This is a genomic window from Streptomyces xanthochromogenes (assembly GCF_014650455.1).
GTDB lineage: Bacteria > Actinomycetota > Actinomycetes > Streptomycetales > Streptomycetaceae > Streptomyces > Streptomyces xanthochromogenes.
Genome location: NZ_BMUZ01000016.1, coordinates 164,272 through 184,982 on the forward strand (window position 1 = coordinate 164,272; position 20,711 = coordinate 184,982).

The 20,711-nt window shown below is 67.8% G+C and carries 20 protein-coding genes and 1 pseudogene; 10 read left to right on the forward strand and 11 right to left on the reverse strand.

Annotated features, from left to right (window positions below; genetic code table 11):
* Window positions 1-76 precede the first annotated feature (76 nt).
* From IE267_RS34345 to IE267_RS34360, 4 genes are all read left to right on the forward strand, one after another.
* Window positions 77-1,630 carry a hypothetical protein gene (locus tag IE267_RS34345; RefSeq protein WP_189765856.1) on the forward strand — a complete coding sequence of 518 codons (1,554 nt, stop codon included), beginning with the start codon at window positions 77-79 and terminating at the stop codon, window positions 1,628-1,630.
* Between the two features lie 327 nt (window positions 1,631-1,957).
* Window positions 1,958-2,686: a hypothetical protein gene (locus IE267_RS34350; RefSeq protein WP_189765857.1), complete on the forward strand. Its 729-nt coding sequence runs from the start codon at window positions 1,958-1,960 to the stop codon at window positions 2,684-2,686.
* 1,036 nt (window positions 2,687-3,722) lie between these two features.
* Window positions 3,723-4,097 (forward strand): hypothetical protein, encoded by a 375-nt coding sequence (locus tag IE267_RS34355; protein ID WP_229861580.1) that lies wholly within the window; start codon window positions 3,723-3,725, stop codon window positions 4,095-4,097.
* Between the two features lie 205 nt (window positions 4,098-4,302).
* Complete coding sequence (locus tag IE267_RS34360; RefSeq protein ID WP_189765858.1) at window positions 4,303-4,647, forward strand: hypothetical protein; 345 nt, start codon at window positions 4,303-4,305, stop codon at window positions 4,645-4,647.
* A 403-nt stretch (window positions 4,648-5,050) separates the two neighbouring features.
* Here IE267_RS34360 and IE267_RS34365 read toward each other — a convergent pair whose 3' ends face one another.
* From IE267_RS34365 to IE267_RS34375, 3 genes are read right to left on the reverse strand one after another with little or no spacing between them, the layout of a single operon-like run.
* Window positions 5,051-5,632: a twin-arginine translocation signal domain-containing protein gene (locus IE267_RS34365; protein ID WP_229861581.1), complete on the reverse strand. Its 582-nt coding sequence runs from the start codon at window positions 5,630-5,632 to the stop codon at window positions 5,051-5,053.
* A 44-nt stretch (window positions 5,633-5,676) separates the two neighbouring features.
* Complete coding sequence (locus IE267_RS34370) at window positions 5,677-6,015, reverse strand: hypothetical protein (RefSeq protein WP_229861582.1); 339 nt, start codon at window positions 6,013-6,015, stop codon at window positions 5,677-5,679.
* A gap of 6 nt (window positions 6,016-6,021) precedes the next feature.
* On the reverse strand, window positions 6,022-8,223 hold the full coding sequence (locus IE267_RS34375; RefSeq protein ID WP_189765860.1) for a glycoside hydrolase domain-containing protein: 2,202 nt from the start codon (window positions 8,221-8,223) through the stop codon (window positions 6,022-6,024).
* 106 nt (window positions 8,224-8,329) lie between these two features.
* Between IE267_RS34375 and IE267_RS34380 the strand changes: the two are divergent.
* Window positions 8,330-8,770, forward strand: a pseudogene (locus tag IE267_RS34380) (transposase); the annotation flags it as partial.
* 447 nt (window positions 8,771-9,217) lie between these two features.
* Here IE267_RS34380 and IE267_RS34385 read toward each other — a convergent pair.
* Window positions 9,218-9,487 carry a helix-turn-helix domain-containing protein gene (locus IE267_RS34385; protein ID WP_189765861.1) on the reverse strand — a complete coding sequence of 90 codons (270 nt, stop codon included), beginning with the start codon at window positions 9,485-9,487 and terminating at the stop codon, window positions 9,218-9,220.
* A gap of 859 nt (window positions 9,488-10,346) precedes the next feature.
* Here IE267_RS34385 and IE267_RS34395 point away from each other — a divergent pair.
* Window positions 10,347-10,568 (forward strand): DUF397 domain-containing protein, encoded by a 222-nt coding sequence (locus tag IE267_RS34395; protein WP_308428876.1) that lies wholly within the window; start codon window positions 10,347-10,349, stop codon window positions 10,566-10,568.
* A gap of 243 nt (window positions 10,569-10,811) precedes the next feature.
* Window positions 10,812-11,651: an SAM-dependent methyltransferase gene (locus IE267_RS34400; protein ID WP_373304625.1), complete on the forward strand. Its 840-nt coding sequence runs from the start codon at window positions 10,812-10,814 to the stop codon at window positions 11,649-11,651.
* Window positions 11,652-11,685: 34 nt separating this feature from the next.
* On the opposite strand, the gene IE267_RS34405 is transcribed toward IE267_RS34400, so the two are convergent.
* The gene (locus IE267_RS34405) at window positions 11,686-12,621 is read right to left on the reverse strand and encodes a helix-turn-helix domain-containing protein (RefSeq protein WP_229861583.1); all 936 of its coding nucleotides are present in this window, start codon (window positions 12,619-12,621) and stop codon (window positions 11,686-11,688) included.
* A 372-nt stretch (window positions 12,622-12,993) separates the two neighbouring features.
* On the opposite strand from IE267_RS34405, the gene IE267_RS34410 reads away from it, so the two are divergent.
* Window positions 12,994-13,230, forward strand: a complete 237-nt coding sequence (locus tag IE267_RS34410; RefSeq protein ID WP_189765865.1) for an antitoxin MazE7 — start codon at window positions 12,994-12,996, stop codon at window positions 13,228-13,230.
* Window positions 13,231-13,943: 713 nt separating this feature from the next.
* Here the strand turns inward: IE267_RS34410 and IE267_RS34415 are convergent.
* On the reverse strand, window positions 13,944-14,138 hold the full coding sequence (locus tag IE267_RS34415) for a hypothetical protein (protein WP_189765866.1): 195 nt from the start codon (window positions 14,136-14,138) through the stop codon (window positions 13,944-13,946).
* Between the two features lie 108 nt (window positions 14,139-14,246).
* On the opposite strand from IE267_RS34415, the gene IE267_RS39945 reads away from it, so the two are divergent.
* Window positions 14,247-14,747 (forward strand): hypothetical protein, encoded by a 501-nt coding sequence (locus IE267_RS39945; protein WP_229861584.1) that lies wholly within the window; start codon window positions 14,247-14,249, stop codon window positions 14,745-14,747.
* A gap of 417 nt (window positions 14,748-15,164) precedes the next feature.
* Here IE267_RS39945 and IE267_RS34425 read toward each other — a convergent pair whose 3' ends face one another.
* The 4 genes from IE267_RS34425 to IE267_RS40325 form a co-directional block, all read right to left on the reverse strand.
* A complete protein-coding gene (locus tag IE267_RS34425) occupies window positions 15,165-15,479 on the reverse strand; it encodes a hypothetical protein (protein ID WP_189765867.1) in 315 nt (104 codons plus the stop codon).
* A gap of 66 nt (window positions 15,480-15,545) precedes the next feature.
* Window positions 15,546-16,106: an HNH endonuclease family protein gene (locus IE267_RS34430; protein WP_308428873.1), complete on the reverse strand. Its 561-nt coding sequence runs from the start codon at window positions 16,104-16,106 to the stop codon at window positions 15,546-15,548.
* A gap of 439 nt (window positions 16,107-16,545) precedes the next feature.
* A complete protein-coding gene (locus IE267_RS40525; RefSeq protein WP_373304626.1) occupies window positions 16,546-16,761 on the reverse strand; it encodes a lamin tail domain-containing protein in 216 nt (71 codons plus the stop codon).
* A gap of 618 nt (window positions 16,762-17,379) precedes the next feature.
* The gene (locus IE267_RS40325) at window positions 17,380-17,739 is read right to left on the reverse strand and encodes a hypothetical protein (protein ID WP_308428874.1); all 360 of its coding nucleotides are present in this window, start codon (window positions 17,737-17,739) and stop codon (window positions 17,380-17,382) included.
* Window positions 17,740-18,370: 631 nt separating this feature from the next.
* Between IE267_RS40325 and IE267_RS34445 the strand changes: the two genes are divergently transcribed.
* Window positions 18,371-19,141, forward strand: a complete 771-nt coding sequence (locus IE267_RS34445; RefSeq protein WP_229861586.1) for a DUF8817 family protein — start codon at window positions 18,371-18,373, stop codon at window positions 19,139-19,141.
* A gap of 395 nt (window positions 19,142-19,536) precedes the next feature.
* On the opposite strand, the gene IE267_RS34450 is transcribed toward IE267_RS34445, so the two are convergent.
* Entirely contained in the window at window positions 19,537-20,697 is a 1,161-nt protein-coding gene (locus IE267_RS34450) for a DNA glycosylase AlkZ-like family protein (protein ID WP_189765871.1), read from the reverse strand.
* Window positions 20,698-20,711 lie beyond the last annotated feature (14 nt).

Below are 20,711 nucleotides of genomic sequence, written 5' to 3' on the forward strand. Positions count from 1 at the left end.
CTCCCCGCGCCGCCTGTTCCCTGTTCGATGGCGGGGTTGCCGCGGGCAGTTGAGGACGAGTGCGCAGGAGGACTGAATGCCGCAGATCTCCACGGGCGACTTTGATGACCGGGTGCTGGGGCGCACATGGACGGTGCGCTTGGATTCCGCCGGCCGCGGCAGTGCGGCCGTGCGCGTCTCGTGCAGCCGTCCGGCCTGCCCCACGGAGCGTCTGCCGTCCGCGGCGGCTGGCCGTGTGGCCGCGGTGGCTCACCTGAAGGCCCATCTGAAAGCGGCATCCGGGCCGCGGGCACAGGCGTTCTGCGCCTGTAAGGTCGAGAACTGTCAGGCCCACAGCCTCGCCCGGCGCGACGATCGGCCTGAGCGTGGGGAGCCGTGGAGGTGTGGCGGGCCGGTGGTCCTGGCCGTCGTCACCGACCGGGAGGGCCGCTGGTGGCGCGTCATGGAATGCTGCTCACGCTGTGCAGCCGCGACCCCGGGCGCCAGGACCATCGGCACCGCTCCTCCCGCCCTCCGCGCCACGGCCGCAGCCACTCCCGCCGACATCTGTGTTCACCCGACCGCTGCGGCTGCGTGCGCTCCACAGTTCTCTGACCCCTCCTCCGCCGGTAGTTCGCTGACGGTGCCGACCGCCCGTTCTGTCCCGCGGCGTCCGCGGCCGCCGCGGGACAGACGGATTGCCGGGCAGGTCGTCCCGCACAGCCTGCGGCCCGTCGAGCTGCGCGATGAACTGACGGAACTGGGTGACCTGTACCGCGCCTATCAGCAGCGCACCGAACCCGACTTGGCCTTCCTTGCCGGCCTGCATGCGCGCAAAGCAACCGCGTTTACCACCTGGTCTGCCCTCACCGACGACCCGTACCTGCGGCGGGAGGCCCGTCGTGCTGAGCAGGCCGCCCAGACCGCCCGCCTCCAGCACCAGCAGCGCACCCACTGCACCGACAGCGGCGAGCCGGCCGTGATCCGTGTGCTGACCGGTCCCGCGCTGTGGGAACACGCCCGTACCGCCCTCGAGTACTGCGCCGGACACTGTCCGCTGCCAGGACCGGAGGCGCGTCTGGTGGTGGTGCTGCTGACCTTGCGCGCCGCCCATTCCGGGACCGGCAACCTGGTCGGCCAGGACCTCACCGGACTCGGCCTGAGCGACCCCAGAGGCGTGGTGGAGCAAATGGCCGACTGCGGCTGGCTGTCGCTTCCCGCACGCGTCGAGAGCCTTCTCGAGTCCCGCCCGGAAAACCCCACACCGGTCACCATCCCTTCCCTCCTTCCTGACGGGGAGGGCCCCGATCCGTTCCGGTTCGGCAGGACGACGCGCTCGAAGCTCAGCGGCTGGGCCCAGAAAGCCGTCACCGACAAGAACCTCCGCAAGACAAAGGCAACCGCCAGCGCCCGCCTGCTCGCCCTGGTCCTGGCCACCCGGACCAGCCTGGAGGGACGCCTCGGTCCCAGCGGCGAAGGCCTTGCCCTGGAGATGCTGCTCCCGCAGACCGCGATCCCTGCCGGTGAACTGCCCGGACTGCTCGACCAACTGACCGCCGCAGACTGGCTTGCCAACAGCACCGTGAGCAGCACGCGTGTGACCGGACGCCTCACCGAACGCGCCCTCCCCTTCACCTGCCCCCTGCCTTGAACCACTCCTCCGCGAGTCGTGCCAGCACCCGAGCTCGAGCTCGAGCCCGAGCAACCAGCGAAGGTCTAACTCGACTTCGACCGCGGTCAACAGAGGCGCCAGAAGCCACCACGAGAGCCCGATCGGCTGCGAAACCATCCCTGGACTTCCAAAAGGCTCCTCCGGGCCCGGCAGGGCGACCTGCCCCGCCCGGAAGTTGGCCCTGCACAGCTCGACGCCCCCGGGAGGGGGCTGTCGACCCGCGCCCGTTCATGTCACGGTGGCGGTCATGCAGCTTGTCCAGGCGGGCGGTTCACGGTCGTGGCGCGTACTGAGTAGGCTCCGGTGGTGATCGAGCTCAACCGCCTCCCGGGTGATCCCAGCGAGTTGCACCTGCGGATCTGCCACGACGATGGACTGTGGGACACCGGGCAGGCCGACACGCTGGAGCGATGGGATGTGGCCATCCTCCACCGCCGGCGCATCCACGACAGGGAGCTGCGCGGGGACGCGAACGGCGACTGCTGCGGTGTCGACTGCCTGCTGTGCACAACGGAAGATGCCGACGTCGGGTCGATGGTCTTTTATAGGGTCCACCTCGACCGCGGCCGGAACGCTTTCGCCGCGATGGAGGAGGAGTCGGAAGACCTCTCCGAGATTGCCCAAGCCGTCCTCGACCCCGCTACGGGCTACTACACGGATGAGGCCAGCGGGCTGCTGGAGTACGCGGGGTCCGCTCTGCTCGTCATGGACCGTGTCACGCTCCACGAGGCATGGAGAGGGCAGGGACTCGGCCCGATCTTGGCTGGCGAGGCCATCTTCCGTTTGATGCCTGGCTGCCGGGCTGTTGCGAACGCGCCCGGCATCTCCGACCTGGGCACAAACATCCGGCGGTCGGACGAGTGGGACCGTGTTACCGCCAAGATCAGCATGGGATGGCAGCACATCGGCTTCCGCCCCTACCGCGACAACGTTCTCCTCCTGTCACCCACATCCCTGGACCTGGAGGAGCAGCGAGGCCACCTCCGCCGACAGCTCGCGGAGCTCAGCGCCGCCTGGTCAGCAACGCGCAAGTAACTGTCCTGTTGCCATGGCGCCTTGAGTGGTGATTCTCGGCCCTGGCGCCCGTGTCCCTGACATCAGGGCTATCCCAGACTCTCCCGCGTGGCTCGGAACATACTGCGTGTATCCGGCAGAGTGCCTGCGCCACCCGTCGACGGTTCTCTTCACGCCCGTCTGCCAACCGCGCCCGAGGAGAACGCCGAAGCGGAGGTGAAGGCCGCCACGCTCGATACGAGCGGGTGTTCCAGGGCGACGACTGTGTGCCAGCCACCGACCGGTGCGACCTTCTGTCGGCCATCGGCGTCCGGCGCTGTGTTCGCATAGTCAGCGCGAGGCGTCGTCGGCGTGGACTACGGAAACGCGCACCAGGCCTCCGCTCACTGGGTCGACTTCGTCTGCGCTCAGACGGACACGCCCGGCGGTCCTCGATGGGAGCTCTACGCAAAGTAGCGGATGCCGTGCCCCGCGGACGGCACTCCGCGACGGCCCGCGTGGGGCCGGTCGTCCTGCACCGGAGCCCCGGCTGCGCGGATGCGATCCGGGCAGCGTTCACGGGATGCTGCGGTCACGCTGCCTCATGCCGGCCCTCGGGTTACCGCATTTCACCTGGCTGTGCAGAGCACGGGTGGAATGTATCCATTTTGTTATCATACCTTTTGTCCAAGTCTGTGACATTTTAAGATCTGTATTGATGATCTAATGGGGTCCGCCTTGGGTTTACCAGAGGCAAAGAGTTTGCATATGGGGGGTTTAGGGGGTGTCGCTTCTCGGTCCTGCGACCGGGTTGCGACTGTCAACGAAACGGCGTTTATGGATATGCGCGGAGGTGCGCATTTTCGGGCTGCCGTTTTGTGGAACCGTAAAACCCTGCACAACGGAATGCAGGAGAGTCATGTCGGGTATTTTTTTGGGTTCGGCCAAGCGTGTGTCAGTTGCGGCGCTGGCCTTGGTCTGTGTGGGCCTTGCGGCGCCGCAGGCATCTGCCGTCGAGGGGCCTTCGACGGTTGGGGGTGTACGGGTGGCGTCTGTCGCTGACGCTGAGACTCGGGCCGTGGCTTTGGCCGCGCCTCGGGCGGTTCAAGCGACCGCCACGCTGTGCGGAACTGGTTATGAGCTGACCTTTGCCGAGAGGCTTCCCGATGCGAGCCGTCAGGGCACTCTCTTCCACTACCGGAAGAACGGCGTGGGCTCGTGTGTTCTCTTCGACAACAACACGGGCCAGAAGCGGTATATGAAGCTCAAGCTGTGCGAGACCAGCACGGGCAAGCAGGATGCGTGTGTCACCGACGAGGGATATTTCACGCAGTACGCCGGACCGCTCCGCGTCAAAGACGTATGTGGCGAAGTCACCGCGATCATGAAGCTTGACAAGGCAAGCGCGTGGGCCGTCATCGACCGCAAGCGGCTCGTCCCCCCGTGCAAGTGAGAGTGACGCCATGACGATGGACGGAAACCGCGAGCCGTCCCGGCCGCGGCTGAGACCGCGTGCCGCGGCTGGCATAGCTGCCCTGATGGCGTCACTCCTCGTTGGCTGCGGGCAGGAGCAGGGCAGCGGGCAAGGGGCGAGGGCGGTTGGTATGCCCAGCGCGCAGCCGGCCACGCCGCTGTCCTCCGCTCCTCCGGGTACACCTATGGCTTCGAAGAGCCGTACGGGTGACCGGAACGAGGGTCTTGGCACCCCTCTCGTGGTTCGCGGGGACGTTGCCGTCTATCCGCCCGTCCACAAGGGGTCTGTCCTCACCGTGCCGGTGAGTATAGTCAACACCGGTGCGGAGCGCGCGTTCTACCGGGCTGACGTCCATGTCACGGGACCTGACGGGTTCGACGTGGTGCTCCACATCGACACCCCCGTGGTCGGTGTCTATCCGGGTGCGTCGTGGCCCACCGAGTTGTCGACAGCAGTTGCCGGTAAGTCGGTGCCCGCGCACCCGACCGTGACCGTCGACAACTACGGCCGCCGAGAATACCGAGACTGATCCGCCGCAGGTGCCTCACATCGGGGCGCCTGCGGCAGCCTCGGCCCGGCCGCGTGCGGGCAGTCCGTCACCGTGGGTCCTCGCCCAGGTGGGCGTGGGCACTTGGCAGCGCCTCGTTTCGATAGCCGGCCCTGTCGCCAAGGGCAGAGCGCCCCCGGGCCGCGCGCACGTCGCGAAGGATGGCACCGCCCACCTGGTGCGAGTGCTGCGCATGACCGACGCCGAAGCTGTCGACCGGCTCACCGCCACGGGGGCCGGGACGGCCTGATCGTGACCCGGTCGCACGACGGGCCCCGGGGATTCAGCCTTGACATCCCCGGGGCCCGGTGTGGGTTCTCGCTGTTCAACGACCGCGCGGCCCCCGACGTCACGCGGGTGCCGGCTGAGACTCTTCGATCCGTGCCTAGCGGAACGTCGCCTCGCGGATGGCGGTGGCCAGCCGGGGCAATCGTTCGTCGTGCGGGCCGACCGCGATGTAGAAGAGCGATTCGTCGACCGGCTTGTCGTCGCCGCCCCAGCGGACGATGCCCTGGCAGTCCGCGAGAATGTCCCGCACGGCGGCGACCTGGAGTGGGAACAGCGAGCCCTTCGCCCCGGCGCCCTGCCGGATACGAACAGCCGTGCCCGAGGCCAGGTTGGACTCCGGGAGGCCTCGTCGCAGGCCCTTGGCCGGGCGCCAGCCGGCCAGGTCCACCGCCGCGAGCTCCTGCACCTCGTAGTGGAAGCGGCGCACGATGTGTACGAGCACCGCCTCCACATCGCCGATCCATACCTGTACGTCCAGTCCCGTACCGGCCACCGGGCGGGTCCACACCTGTGAAGCAAGGTCCGCGTTCGGCTGGGTCGTCCAGCCGTTGGCGGAAGTTGCCGGACGCCGGGGCCCGCGCCGTTCGCCGGCCACCGCTGCGGTGGCGGGCAGCATCGACCCGATGGCCGCGGCCCCGCCGATGACGGCGCAGGCCTGGACGACCGTACGCCGTGTCATGTTGTGATCCACGTTTCCTGTCTCCCTGTGAGCTGAATCAGCTGTCAGAGCAGACCGAAGATCATGAGGAATGGCGCGATGGAAGCGGCGGCACACACCGGCCAGTAGCGGGAGCCCCGTACCTGCGTCCGGCGCCGCAGCCAGGCGTTGATGAGCCCCCATACCAGGCCGAACAGACAGAACACCGGGGCGGCGATGACCAGCCAGAGAAGCATCCCGTCGTTCTCGTTCGGGTCCTGCATGGTCCAGCCGATCGCCGCCAGCGGCCCGTTGGCCAGGATGTACCACGCCAGGAACAGAGGAACGATGGCCGGCACCCCGAGCAGCAGGTTCACGACGACGGGGACACAGAGCTTCCGCATGCGCTCATTCTTCACGATCATTCCGGTCTACTTGGCGCGGCTGAGCTTGTTGTAGTTCTCCAGCACGTTGTAGAGCCCGACCAGCTCGCGGCCGTACTTCTCGGCCTTGTCGCCGGTGCCGTTGTAGCGGGCCAGCAGCTTCTGGCTGTCTGCCTGGCTGGTGGTCAGCGACGGGCGGGCTATGCCGAGCTGCTGCGCGTTGTAGATGGTCAGGTAGGCCACCGAGGGGATGTTGTACTCGGGGTCCTGGAGGTTGTCCCACACCGTGCGGGTGTCCGAGCCGGTGAGCGGAGTGCCGTGGATGATGCCCTGGTTCATGCAGTAGTTGCGGGCGGCGATGGTCACCCAGGCGAATATCTGCCCCCAGCCGGTGCTGCAGTCGTTCTTCGCACCAGCCTTCACCGCCTCGTCGGCGACCGCGTCGAGCGGGTTCAGCTTGCGCAGTTCCCACAGCACTGGTGCCTGGATGAGCGCCTTGCGCAGCTTCAGGGTCCTGGCCAGGTTGGTGAACAGCCAGTCGGCGTCCATGACCTTGTTGAATGCCTCTGTCGTGGAGACGACGCCGTACGTCACCCAGTCGTCGTCCAGGGTCCAGCCTTCGCCACCGGTCTCCGGGACACCGATCGACGTCAGATATGCCTGGACGTCCTTGAGCGCCGCCGCCCGGTACGTCGCCTTGTTGAAGTCGGCGTCGAGGTCGGAGCTGACCGGGACCCCGGGATCGAAGTCGCCCTGTCCGGTGTCCCGGCCGGAGGCGATGTTGTTGTCGATTTCGATGGCGCCGTCTCCGGAGCCGACCTTGATGGTGGCGATCTGGTCGAACGCCCAGTTGGTGGGCAGCGGGTAGCCCAGGTTGCCGGAGAAACCGGACGACATGTCGGAGACGAAGCCGGCGGCGGCGTATCCGGCGTCGGAGACACGCTGGCAGACGTTGCGCGGGCCGTAGACGCCGACGCCGTAGGCGGAGTTCTCGCCGACGGTGCGGTAGATGCCCCGAAAATGCTTCAGAACGTAGTCGGTTATTTCGCCGTCCTGGGCGTCATAGTCGACCGCAAAGTAGATGATCGTGCCCGGCTTGAAACCGTGGATCTGGGCCCATTCGATGGCGTTCGTCGCGTCGATGCAGCCCTGGGGGTAGCTGAAGTAGCTGGCCGAGCGGGACCAGGTCTGGTAGATCGGGAAGCAGCGCAGACCGTACTGCTTGATGGTCGCGAGCTCGCCGGGCTGGATCTGCTTTTCCGGCAGGCTTGTGCTTGACGGGTTGGACAGATAGCGGCCGATGTACTTGTACCCGGCGGCCTTCAGCGCCTGCGCGCGAGCCGGAGTGACCATGGTGACACCGTCGCAGGCGGTGCCCTTGCGGGTCTGGTCGCCGTAGGAGACGAGCAGGGACGCCCAAGTCTGGAAGTCGCCGACGCCCGTAACCGGGAGCTTGGCGAACGACTGGAACGACTCAACGCCAGACTTGACGTCATTGGTGAAGTCGCCGAAGGGTACGTTCCGCTTGTTCAGGATCAATGCTGCGGTGAACAGGGACGCCCAGGTGCCGGTGGTGCCGGCCGCGACCGTGTGGTTCTTCAGGCCGGACTGGGTGCCGGGGCCAAAGACGCCGTTGGCGGTGCCGTCTGCCATGCCGAGCTCGTATTGGATCGCGAAGAGCATGGACTTGGCGACGTCGCGGGAGTGATGGCCGTCGCATGGGATCAGGTAAAAGTCCCTACGGCTCACGTAACGCCTGTTAAGCCACTGCTGGATCGAGCGGATCTCATTGGAGCCGTTGCTGACGGTGACGTAGGCGTCCATGTTGAGGAGGCCTTTGACGACCTTCGGCTCCAAGGAGCTTCCCGCGTAGACCGTGTCGACGCCCATGTTGGCCTTCAGCTTGGCCACCGCGTTTTTGACGCGCCCGTTGTAGGTTCCGTCGATCTCACCGCCGTCGTACCCCTTGCAGTACAGGGCCGACTGCAGGACGCGGCAGAAGTTTGCCGATGGCACCGTGGAGTCGTTCAGCTTCGGGTACTTCGACTGGAGCGCGGACAGTGTGGTCGGCCCGAAGGAATCCGAGAGGCTGGTGATACCCAGCTCGTACTGCAACGCACGAGTCAGGGCGTACATGACGGGCCAGCCGGTTTTGCCATCCTCGGCGAGCTTGGACATCCCCAGTGCCGCACCGTTGTTGTAGGTCAGATTGATGAATCTCTGTGCTCTGAGCACCATTTCGTCGGCCATGCCGAAACAACCCCCCATTGATTTATGAGCCCCCTGGCAGACCGGCCAAGCCGGTCACGCGGCGATCACTCTAAGCGAGAGGTCAAGGACAGGCAAAACCGGTAGCAGCAAGGGGATGATGACCTCGCGTTTCGCGGTGCTCGAGATAAGGCCCTCGGGCAAGGAAGCCACCCGCACCAGCCAGGAACAGGCCGGCGGCCACGGCAGCTGGAACGGGGAGCTTCCGTCACGGACCCTGCTCGTCGAACAGCCCTGGGACGCCGCAGAGCCGACCGGCTACTGGATGAGTAACCTGCCCGCCCTCACGCCGGTCGCGGACCTGGTGCGGGGGGCGAAGATGCGCTGGCGGATCGAACACGATTACCGCGAGCTCAAAAACGGCCTGGGACTGGACCACTTCGAGGGCCGCACCTGGCGCGGCTGGCACCACCACGTCACCCTCGTCACCGCCGCCCAGGCCTTCCTCACCCTGCGCAGACTCGACCCAAAAGTCCAGGCACCGGCCCGAGCCTCTACCAGACCCTCGACGCACTACAAGACCTGCTGAGGTGCTGGACCGGCACCTGCACCACCTGCGGCCGCCCCCTGGAAACCAGCAGACCCAGACCGTGAACCTAACGAAGCACTACTAGGCGCTCCCGGTTGTGCCACGCAAGCAGCAGATCGTCTACATCTGCGCTGTTCGCGGCGGCTTCGCTTCGCAGGTCCGCGCAGCTGGAACAGTCCTGATCCTTAAGCACCCGGCCACCTCTCATGTTCACCACGTCCCCGTACCGGGCCGGTTGCCCGCGCGAGCCTCCTCGACGCGCGCCGGCACCTCTATCCCCCGAAAGAGGCGCACCGTGCGATACCTGCCAAGCACCGGGGTAGCGCACACCGGAAGCCGTCGGCCGATTCTGCGGCCGCGCCGTTCAGGGCGCGGTACTTGCCGGGACGGCTCGCCTTCAGCGCCCGGTCTCCTCAACCGGACAGTCCCCAACACGTCCGGGTTGGGCTACGGGCGCGGCCGCTGGCGGCGAGCGCGCTCGTCCTGCCACACCATGAGAAGGACCTGGGGGTCGGCTCCACAGGCTCTGGCGTAGCAGTGGGTGAAGGAGCGGGTGGGAAAGCGGCGGCCGGCCAGGACGTCGTGGATGTAGCCGAGTTCGACGCCGGTGGTACGGGCGAGGGACATCTCGGTGGCGCCGGCGTGGACGCGGATGTGATTGAGGAGGTGGGCGATGCGGGTGGGGTCGTCGCTGGGATTGCGGGGTTCTGGGGGCATGGGTTCTCGTCGCATCACAGGTCGCAGGGCCGTTCGTGGACGGTGGGCGCAGCCGTGGGTGGGGAGAGGGTGTGGGGGCACGGCTGGACGAGACGGTGCGCGAGGGTGAGAGCGAGGATGAGCAGTGCGTCGCGCCAGTCAGTGCCGACGGGGTTGAGGAGCATTTGGCTGGCCGGGCCGGTAGCGGTTTCGGCCGCGTCGTGCAGGCACCAGGTGCACGGCCGCGGGAGACGGCGTCGGCGGGGGCGAGCGTGGCGGGGTTTGCGGCGGGTCCGGTGCGGGGAGGGGGCCATCGCGTTCTCCTCTTCGAGGTGTTCGTGGACTTGGGCCCCAGCCGTTGAGTGGAATCGGTGAGCTGGGGCCCTTGTGCTGCCCGCTCCAGGGGCGGGCGAGGCTGACGGTAGGCGCAACTCGTGTGCGGATTGGCCCGGTTGAGACGGTCCTGGTCGGCCAGATGGCTCATTCAAGGCGTCTTGTTCACCGTCGTCCGCGGACGACGGGCGGGTGGCGTTCGATTCACGCTTCGGCTTTCGTGCGGGCGCGTGCGCCCGAAACGCTCCTGATGAGAGCCACGCGTGAGCGGCGAGAGCCCGTGAGAGCGGCGGCTAGTGCGAATGGCCAGCGCCCGTGCGGGGCCGACACCGGAGACGGTCGGACTGTGTGATGAATCGGTCCGCTTGCCAAGTGCACTTGCGTCTGGCCCCCGTCTGTTGAAAACGAGACGTTGTCGGTGCTCGCTGCATGGACCCGGCCAGGGGCGGTGATCCTGACAGGGTCGGGCCGAAACGCAATTGCGTTTCGGCAGGAAAGAGTTGGTCACCACAGGGGGCATCCAGTGAAAAATCCCGCAGACTCAGCGGTGGATGGCACGGCTCAGGGGCACGGTGCGCCGTCGCGTGACGGCTTGGCATGGCGCAAGAGCTCGTACAGCCTCCCGGAGGGATCCTGCGTGGAGATCGCGCGCCCCAGCCGCGGCCGGGTCCTCTTCCGCGACTCCAAGGTTGTCGGCGGGCCGGTGATCGAGGCTGCGGCCCAGGCAGTCGAGCTGTTCGCGGACGCACTGGTCCAGGGCACTCTGTGAGCATGCACAGCTAAGTGGCCGCCGATGATCTATCCGCTTCCGCAAACCAGAGGCTCTGCGAGGTGCGGAAACACCGGCGCGTTTGCCGATTTCCTCGTGGATACGGAGCCCCTGGCGCTATGTCGAGAAATCTGCTCCAGGGTGGACATTTACCGGCGAACGGCCAGTATGGACAGGGATAATGCAAGTGCGTCTCGCCCCTGACGTGGGCAGACGCCGACACGCAACCTTGGAGGAGCCGCAGTGGGGGACGATTCCGTGCAGGGGCACGGCGACAGCGGAAACGACGACCTCGATTTACGGCAGGACCGCGCACACAGCGCCAGGATGTACGACTATTACCTGGGCGGGAAAACCAATTACGCCGTCGACCGGGAAGCCGCCCTGCAAGTGATGAAGGTGTTCCCGGCGATCGAGACCGTCGCCCGCGTCAATCGTGCATATATGCAGCGGGCCATGCGCTACCTCGCCCAGCAGGGCGTAAGGCAGTTCATCGACGTGGGCACAGGCATCCCCACGGCGCCCAATCTCCACGACGTGGTCCAGGCCGTCGAGCCCGCGTCCCGCGTCGTCTACGCCGACAACGACCCCATCGTCCTCGTCTACGCCGACGAACTCCTCGCCGGCTCCCCCCAGGGACGAACCAGCTACGTGCACGCGGACGCCACCCGCCCCAAGCAGGTCCTGGACGCCGTCCGCGAGGAAGGCATCCTCGACCTCTCCCAGCCCGTGGGGCTCAGCCTGCACGCCCTGCTGCACTTCGTCCCCGACGACCAGGAGCCCTACCGCGTCGTCGGGGAGTTCATGGAGCAGCTGCCCTCCGGTTCCTACCTCAGCCTCACCCATTGCACCGGCGACTTCGACCCCGCAGCCTGGAACGCGATCATCGACACCTACATTCAGCGAGGCACCCCGGCCCAGGTCCGGGACAGGAAATCGGTGCTGCGCTTCTTCGACCAGCTCGACCTGGTCGACCCCGGCGTGGTGCTTGCCCACCAGTGGAAGCCGGAGGCCGGCAGCGGCCCCGGCATCCTCACCGACCGCCTGGTCTCGCTCTACGCCGGCATTGGCCGCAAACCCTGAGTCTGCGGCGCGAGGACGGACGAGCGGGCGTGGCCTACCGGTAGAGGCTGCGCAAATCTTGTAGCTTGCGGCGCGTCGCCGGCGGAGCCAGCGAAACCGCCCGCAGCGCGTCGAAGGCCTTGACCCGCCGGTCGACCATCATCTCGTCGTCGATGATCAGGCCGCCCTCGAAGGACTCCGCGTAGACCAGGGTCGGCAGGATCTTCTCGCTGAAGTCGAAGACCGTGGTGGTGCCGATCTCCAGATGTACACGCGGGTCGCCCTGCGCCGCGATCCGCAGCTGATAGCGCGGATCGTTCATGAGGTCCAGCAGGTGCTCGATCTGGCGGCGCATCACCAGGCCCGATCCCACCGGATTGCGCAGAGCGCCCTCGGCGATCACACACACCAAACGATTCTCCGGCACCGCGGCGAACCGCTTCTGCCGCTCCTCGCGCAACTCCAGCAGCCGCTCGTGGTCCAGCGGGCCTCCGCGCCCGCGCCGGATCAACGCCTGCCCGTACTCGGCGGTCTGCAGCAGACCGTGCAGATACAGCGCCTCGAACGACCTGATCCGCTTCGCCAGATCCTCGTAGCTGACCACGGCCAGCAGGTAGGGCTGCGCCACCGGTGACCACGGCTGCCACCACGCACGCTCATTGGCGAAAGAGGCAAGTTCGCGCAGCACTCGCTTATCCGCCGGATTCGTCACCTGAAGGACCCTCAAGAGAGTCTCGAGATCAGCCGGCTTCAGCCTGAAAACACCGGTCTCGATACGGCTGATCTTCGACGTCGAGCCGCCCAGAAGCGCTGCGACCGTCTCCTGTTTTAGCTTGGCATCGGCGCGGAAATGACGCAGAGCATTGCCCAGCACCATGCGCGCAGCCGCGGGGGCCGCCTCCTCGTGGAGGAAACGCACCACTCCACGCCGGCCCGCCGACGGCTCCACACCATCATCAAGACCACCGACCCCGGCTAACTCCTTGACCACCAACGCTCCCTGTCCATCGCAGTGTTGCCCAAGGCACACATACTGCACGACACATACGAAGCCTCGTTGTGTAATCGCAAAAGAATCCAAGTACGTAAATATGGTCGATTCCGGTGCGCGGGAACGCCTCACCGTTGTATGAGGTCAAGGTGCGTGCCGTCAACGTGGCTCCTAGTGGCGTCCTATGGCGCACCCCGCGGCCGCAGGCCGAACACCTCGCCCGAAGACCGGGCCCAGAGCGAGGCGACGGCGGCACCCGGGGCATGGCGGCGAGGCCAGGCCGGGCTGGGCCGGCGAGCACGACCCCGTGCACACCCCGCCGCCCTCGGCGAACACTCCCCTGGGCAGAACCCGCGGGTGGATACTCGGTGCATGGTCGACACCACCCAGATCGAAGTGGACACCGCGACCGCCGAACGGCTCATCGCGCTCGCCGGCGACGTACCGGTGAGCGCCTACCTCGCAGCCCTCTCCGACACGGCGGAGAACCAGCTCGCGCTGGACCGCGGCGCCCAAGCCTTCGACCGGGTCACCAGCACGCCCGGTATCAGGGAAGCGTTCGTGCACGACTTCGGCCTGCAGGGTTCTGCGACGACCCGGGCCACGTGAGCGAGGTGGACCTGCACGTCGATGCCCGCTGGCTACTGGAACGGCAGGAGGCACTACTCAAGGACGTATCCGTGCGAGACCATTCCGCTCTCGTCGCCGCCGTGGCACGTCACCGCGTGAATACCCCCGAGCCTCGACGTTGACGCGCCCGACGCTCACTGGCGGGCCGCCGCGCTCCTGCACGCCCTGGTGCTCCTGCGCCCGCTGCCCGAGTACGACGAGTTCTTCGGCTACGGCATCGCCATCGCGTACCTGGAGGCGTCGGGCGAGACGGTCACCGCCGCCTACGAGCCATGGCGCGACCTGATCACCGATATCCGGCAGTTCCGGGCCGACGTCCACGGCGTCGCCGACCGGATGCGCCGCGGTCCCGCAACACGCGGCGACCACAGCCGGCCGACGAGCCTCCGGGGCGCTGTGCTCGGAGCGGTGCCGTCAGGTGGTAGCGGCTCCGGCGGCGCCGCCCGCGTGGACGGCTTCCAGCGTCTGCTCGTGCAGAGCCCGCAGGCCTGCGGCCAGCACGGGCTGGGGCCGGGACGCACAGCCCCCGCCGGCCCGGCCGCGGCCTGTTCTCGGAGCGCTCAACTCCGCCCGGTGTGGCCCGGGGAGGAATTCGACGGCTCATCCGGCGCGGCCTTTCGTCTCCAGCGGGCGTGGAGTCCGCGAGGCCAGACAGAGGCGCCCGCCGCGCGGACCCGGCGGACTTCCCCACTTCACTCTGACGGGAGCCGGCCTGCCAGCTCGGTGGCCAGGGCGTAGGCGTCGAGCTCTTCGTCGGAGCCCTGCCTGTGGGTTTCGGCGAAGTGGCGCAGTAGCCGCACGACATCCCGCGCCTCCACCAGAGTGATCAACGGTTCGCGCGGGGCGTCGGAATACGTACCCGTCACAGGGGCAGCGAGATCATCCATGACAGGTCAACTCCGCGCCACCCGGGCTGGTTACGCAACCCGGCACGCCGCCCTGGCCAGAGGTCTACGATGGCCGCGCGAGTGCAACTCCAGTGCCGGGAGGCCGCCGTGACGCCGACCCCAGACCAGACTCACCGCCCGGACTACCCGCCGAAAACCCCGCCCCCGCCAAAGCGGCCCGTCGAATCGCCCCGCCCCGAAGCGGACTCCGCGATTGCGACCAGGCCACGACCGCGGGCGGTCATCAGCAACCGGCGCGCAGCCAACTGGACGCTGGAAAACGCCCCCTGGTCCCCAGCCAAAGCCGGCCGCCACATCCTCGGCCAGCTCGAAGCCTGGCACTACCAGACCCCCGCTTCTCTCGCCGACCGGCTGACCGGGATCACCGAACTGCTGGCCCGGTCTGCCCTCGCCGACGGCGGCCGACGCGTCAGCCTCCACCTCGCCGACCAGGACCAGCAGGCACTCGTCATGGTCCTCTCCCACACCCCCCGCCGGGACGTCACCAGCGACGCTCTGCTCCACGACATTGCAGACCTTGGCGCATCCAGCTGCGGCGCCGACACCGCCTCCGACGGACGCCGGCTGTGGGCCGTGATCGACCTGTAGGAGCCGCGCCCGAGCGTCACGACTCGGCAACACGGTTCGCCAGCGCGACCGTTCTGCAGGGCAATAGCCCCCTCACCGCAGGGGGACCCATGAACCGCACCCGCACTGTCGGCGGTGATGCAATTCCCCACGGTCCAGGCCGTCGGCATCACGTAATGCCCCACCCGTTGACTTGGTTCGATGGCCGGCTCAGACCGCTACACGAACACGGGCACGGCGTCCGCACGTCCGTAGGCGAGCACTTGGGCGAGGACTGGACGGAACTGGACGACGCTGGATCGCCGGACGGGTGCACTGGCCGACCGAGCGCAGGTGGAGGCGGGTGGTCCGGCACCGCATGCCGAGTCGGGCCGACGGTGGTTCGTGCACGTCCGGCGCTGGGAGGGCTCCCCTCCCGCACCTGCGCATGCATCGGGGCTACGGAGCCGAGGGGGTGCGGGCTTCAGCCGCGCCTCCGGAGCGGACGGCTTCCAGTGTCTGTTCGTGCAGAGCCTGCAGCCCAGCGCCGGGCAGAGGTTGAGGGCTGCCGGTCAGGGTGTACCATTCGTCCGCGTCCGTGTACTGGATGCGGGAGTGAGCCAAGCCATCATCTTCGACGCTGGTGGTGAGGGTGAGGTCGCCGGTGATGACGCCGACCTCGTCCGTCATCGCGCCACCCGGGCCCGCGGTGACCTGTCCGGTGTAGTGCTCCGAGGTCGTGCCGCGGGAGGCGGGCTGTGGTGTGTCGTTCATATGCTCCATCCTGCCCCGAACCGCTCGGGCTTTCTCAGTGGCTGCCGACTGCCGTCGTGGGCAGTGTCAGGCCGGACAGGTGGACAGCATGTCGGCCAGCTTGGCTTTCTCCGCTTCGGTGACCGTGAGCTGGTAGGTGGCTTTGACGGTGGTCCACGATTCCGCGTAGGCGCACCAGTAGTCCTTAGCGGGCGGTGCCCATTGGTCGGGGCTCTGGTCGCCCTTGGCACGGTTCGAGGTGGCGGAGACCGCGACGAGCTGGGGGTGGGTGAGGTCGTTGGCGAGCGCTTTTCGCTGCTCGGTCGTCCACGTGTTGGCGCCGGAGCGCCAGGCGTTGGCCAGCGGCACGGTGTGGTCGATGTCCATCTTGGCCGCGCTCGTGAACGTGAGGTGGTCGTAGCGGGAGATCCAACTGCCGGAGACGGCCTTGCAGTCGGCGCCCTTCGTCACGTCGGTGCCGTCCCGCTCCAGGACGATTTCGCGGGTGTCGCACTTAGCGCCCTGGGAGGCCCAGTGAGGGAACTTCTCCCGGCTGTAGCCAGCCATCGATCCCGCTGCCGCGACCTTCAGCCCTGCCAGCTGCGCGCGGGCCACCGACACCGTCGGCATGCCCGGCAGCTGCTTCACGTCCCCCGGCGCACCCAACGCACCAGCCCCAGAACTCCGGGAGTCGGAGGCCGACGGTGACGGCTTGCCGTCGGCCGCGCGGCTATCGCCGGTCCCTCCAGAGCACCCGCTCGCTCCCAGAACGAGTACGACGGCCAAACACCCTGTGACCACGCTGGGCTGACGACCCACCATCCACTCCCTACACCGAACCGATGCCCTGAATCTGGGCGATCCGCCCTGACGATACCCAGAAGCCCCGCCCGCCCATGCGCACCGCACATCGCCACGCCCGCATCAGCTTCCTGCCCTTCGCCTCTGTCGCCGTCCCGGGGAGCCTGCGTCTGATGGCTCGCCGGCCGCCCAGGCCGGGACTGCTGCCCGGCGACGGCCGAGGCCGGCACCCGAAGGGTGCCGGCCTCTACGGCTCACCATCGTCGCGACGAATGCGGGCCCTGGTTCAGCGGCGTCCCCAGGACTTCGCCGCGACGATGTGCTGGTGGTTGTCGCGCAGGATCGCGGTGTCACCCGTGTTCTTCCACACGTAGTCGCGGCGGTATTGGTAGACGTCGCGGCCGATGCCGGTGTGGACCCGGACCGACTGGTGGGCAGCCAGGCGCAGGTTGTGGAAGGTGTAGGTGTGGCGGGACCGGTCGGTGAGAGTCCAGCCCTTCAAGTTGACGCCGCCGCGGCCGGTGTTGGTGACGGTAATCCACTCGGCGTTGAGGCTGGATCGACCACGCTCCCCGAGCGGAGTGCGGCAAGGCCAATGGGCGGCAGCTGATGATCGCCGTTGGCAAAGGGCCGGGAGCGGCGGCCGAATGGCACCCCTCAGCAAGGAGGTGTTTGCTGGCCCGCTTCAGGAGGTTGATGGCGAGGTTGTCAGTGGCCTCAGCCTGACCCGAAGAGGCGGTGCACGAGACCAGGTGCCGTCCGGAATTGCAGCGGCGAGGACGGAAGCATTGCGGGTGGCCTCGTTGTGCCGGATGAGCGGGCCGCCGTTTTACTGTCAGGAAGGGGCGGTTTCGCTCAGGTCCGGTCGACGAGGGGCGTGTCGTCACATGGGCGGCGGCGCGAGGGGGCCCAAAGCCCTCCGGCGGGAAGGACGGCGCCGTCCATAGTCCACGGACGGAGTGGGCGTCCCAGCACTCCCCCTGCACAGGCTTCAACGGAGGCTTCTGACCACACCTTGCCGGTCAGCAGGACAGAACATGCGTGGAAACGGCCCCGCATCGGGGCCGGCTATCTCCAGCAGCAGCGACAGCGCGGGCGAAGCCGACGGCAAACGCAGCCCTCAGCTGAGGCCGAGCGTGGCCAGTGCGGTGGTCCAGTCGGCCGCGATCGCTTTCTGCGCCGCGGCGAGTTGCACCTTTCCGGAGCAGACGGCGGTGTGGAGTTTGGACTCGACACTGTCCTTGGGGTTGTTGGGGCCCGCACCGGCCTTGTGACCCGGGGAAGGCGGTTCGACCCAGAGGTTGCGGGAATCGTTGGGGTCGCCGCCCAACTCCAGACTGACCAGGTGGTCGTACTCGGCGTCGTGCAGGGCGCCGGTGTAGGCGTAGGACTTGGCGTTCGCCGTCTTCTCCACCCCGGTGACGCTCTCGGGCGGCCGGATCGTCGAGGTGTAGCCGGATGCGCAGATGGTGGTCTTCAACGTGGCCGGGGTGACCTTCGGATTGAGGGCACCGGGCGTGCACTTTTTGTCCTCGAGGGGCTGCTTGTCCGCCGTGTATCCGAAGTGGCACGACCCGGTCGGCGGCTGGCTTTGCACCGTGTACTTCGCCTGCGGACCAGGCCCGTACGGCAGGGACGCAGGAGCACCGCCTGTCCCGGTCACCGAACTCTGGGCAACGCTGGACGTCGGCGCCGCTGGATGCTTGGCACTGGTATCGGAGGAGGTGCTGGCCGAACAGCCCGCCACCGTGACGGTGAGCAGCAGCGACACAGCGGGGACAACAGCGGCTCGGATACCCATGGCAGACCCCCGGCACGACGGCGACACCGTGAGGCTACCGCGCGATCCCGAACTCCCGCGTGGGAATTCGGTGTTGTTGGCCAGGTGCAAGGATCCGGCCCGCGCCGCGCTGGTCCGCAGAGAAGACCACGCCGTGATCGTGATGCACGTCGCAGCCGGCCTCAGCGGTACCCGTCGGAACGGCCGGACCGGTTTTCTTCCCCTCGGCCTGCACTGGTAAAGGTGCGGCTGAAGCTTCATAGGCGGCGGGATCGGCTCTGCTGCAGGATCGGAGGTCTAAGGCGGGACTGGAACCGAAGGGGTGCCGAGCGTGACAGAACCGATGGTGCGGGCGAACGAGACGATAGTGCCGGTGATGCCGTGCGCGTCGGTGGAGGAGACGCTGGAGTTCTACCAGTCGCTGGGATTTCAGGTCACCTACCAACAGGCCCGGCCTTATATCTACCTCGTGCTGGAGTGGAGCGGCTTCGCGCTGCACTTCGGGACGCCGCCGAAGACCATCGACCCGGACCAGGAGGACGCCGGCGCCTGCCTGGTCATAGTCGACGCGGTCGCGCCGTACCACGCGGAATTCACCCGGGCCATGCGTGCCGCCTACGGCAAGGTCCTGACCAAGGGCAGGCCGCGCATCACCCGGTACAGGCCCGGGGCGAGCCGGTTCACCGTCATTGACCCGTCCGGGAACTCGATCATCTTCATCCAGCGGGACGAACCCGCCGAGCTGGAATACGGCGGCTCCAAGCACCTCACGGGCCTGGCCAAGGCGCTCGACCACGCCCGCATCTTCGCCGAGTTCAAGACCGACGACCGCACCGCCCTGCGCGTGATCACCACGGCCCTCCGCAGACACGGGGCCACCGCCCCGCCCGTGGAGGTGGCCCACGCCCTCGCTCACCTCATCGAGCTCGCCGCCGCCCTGGAGGAGACCGCCGACGTCGACGAATGGCGCCGCCGGCTCAACGCCCTCGACATCAACGACACCGAACGCCACCAGATCGCCGAAGGACTCCGCAACGCCGACTCGCTTCATCTGTGGCACACCGAGGCGGGACCGGAACCAGAGGCAACGGACGCACCCTGACACATTCACCAGGCCAGACTGCGCTGCCACGAACGGCCCGATGGCCAAAGCTTGGTGACAGTGAGCCTTTCCCCTCCTCACTCTGGGCTGGCCAGGTTCCGGTTGAGGAGGGCGTGGACGAGGCTGGTGACGCGGAGGGAGGAACTCTGCCTACATGCCGGTGGCGCCAGCCCGGATTGGCAATCCTGGAGGGCCAGGCCCTCCGTAGGGACGTCTCGAACCCCTGCCGGGTGTGCCTCTTCGAGGACCACCTCTCCGGGACGGTCCTCATATGCGCGGGCTTCGTGCGCGGTCGGTCAGCTGCGCACGCTCATGCGATGCAGGTGGAAAGGTTCCCGCGGCCGTGAGGTGCTTCTCGGTCTCGCGTCGGCTTCCGGTGGCCTGGTCGGCCCTGTCTACCGCAGCGCCTTGCGCAATGCGGCTGTTGTGGGAGGGTCGGCGGCGTCGGCCTCGATGCTGATGCAGTTCGTGCCGGTGGCGGTGGCCAGGTTGCGGCAGGCGCCGGCGAAGTGGACGGCAGTCTCGGGTCCTGCGTGCGGCTCGAACGAGGCTTGGCGGACGGTGAGTCCGGCAGGGGTGGAGGCGAGGTCGGCGCGGGCGATGAGCCGGCCGTCGGCCAGCAGGGGGCAGACGTAGTAGCCGTGTTCGCGGCGGGCCACGGGTTTGTACGCCTCGAAGACCTGAGTGAAGCCGAAGAGCCGCTGGACGCGGGGGCGGTGCCAGATGAGGTTGTCGAACGGACCGAGGAAGACCGGCTCCCGGGGAGCGGCTACGGGTCCGGCGAGCGTGGACGCGTCGGCCCAGGCGCTCCCCCATCCCTCGACGGCAACCGGAGCGAGCGCCGTGCGCGGCAGGAGGCGTTCGGCGGTTGCGGGGCGGATGCGGAGGTAGTCGGCATAGTCGTCGACGGTGCCGAGTCCGAGGGTGGTGGCGGCGTGTTCGAGGAGCCGGATCTGGCAGGTGTCGTCGTCCAGGCCGTCGCCGAGGAGCGGGTGGGGGATACAGCGTTCGGGGAGGTCGAAGAGGCGTTGGCCTGAGGTGTAGCGGGTGCAGGCGAGGTCGCCGGCCCAGACCATGAACTCAAGTGCGGTCTTCGTAGGCCCCCAGCCCCAGCCGGTGGTCGTGGGCTGTTCGGTGCGCAGGCCGCGCAGCGGCAGGGGCCCGTCGGCGCGGATGCGGGCGATGAGCGCTGCGCGCTGCCCGGGGTCGGGGTATTGGGGACGGGTGCGGGTGTGGCGGCGTCTGAACGCCCACAGCGGCCAGTCGTCAAGGGGCACCAGGCTGAGGGCGTGGGCGGGATACACGAACGCCGCGGGCCGGCTGATCGAGTTGAGGGCGGCGTCTACGTCACGGGTGGTGGCGTGGGGGATGCGGGTGGCGAGGGTGAGCTGGTGGGCGCGGGCCAGAACGCTGATGCTGTCGAGCTGCACCGCATGCACATGCCCCAGTACCGACGGGACGTCGGCACGGTCGCCGGGCGGGAAGGCCGCGGCGACCGCGATGTTCCGTGCCTGTGCAAGCGAGAGTTCGGCCTCGGGACGGGGTGAAGCACTCACGCCTGCTGTTCTGG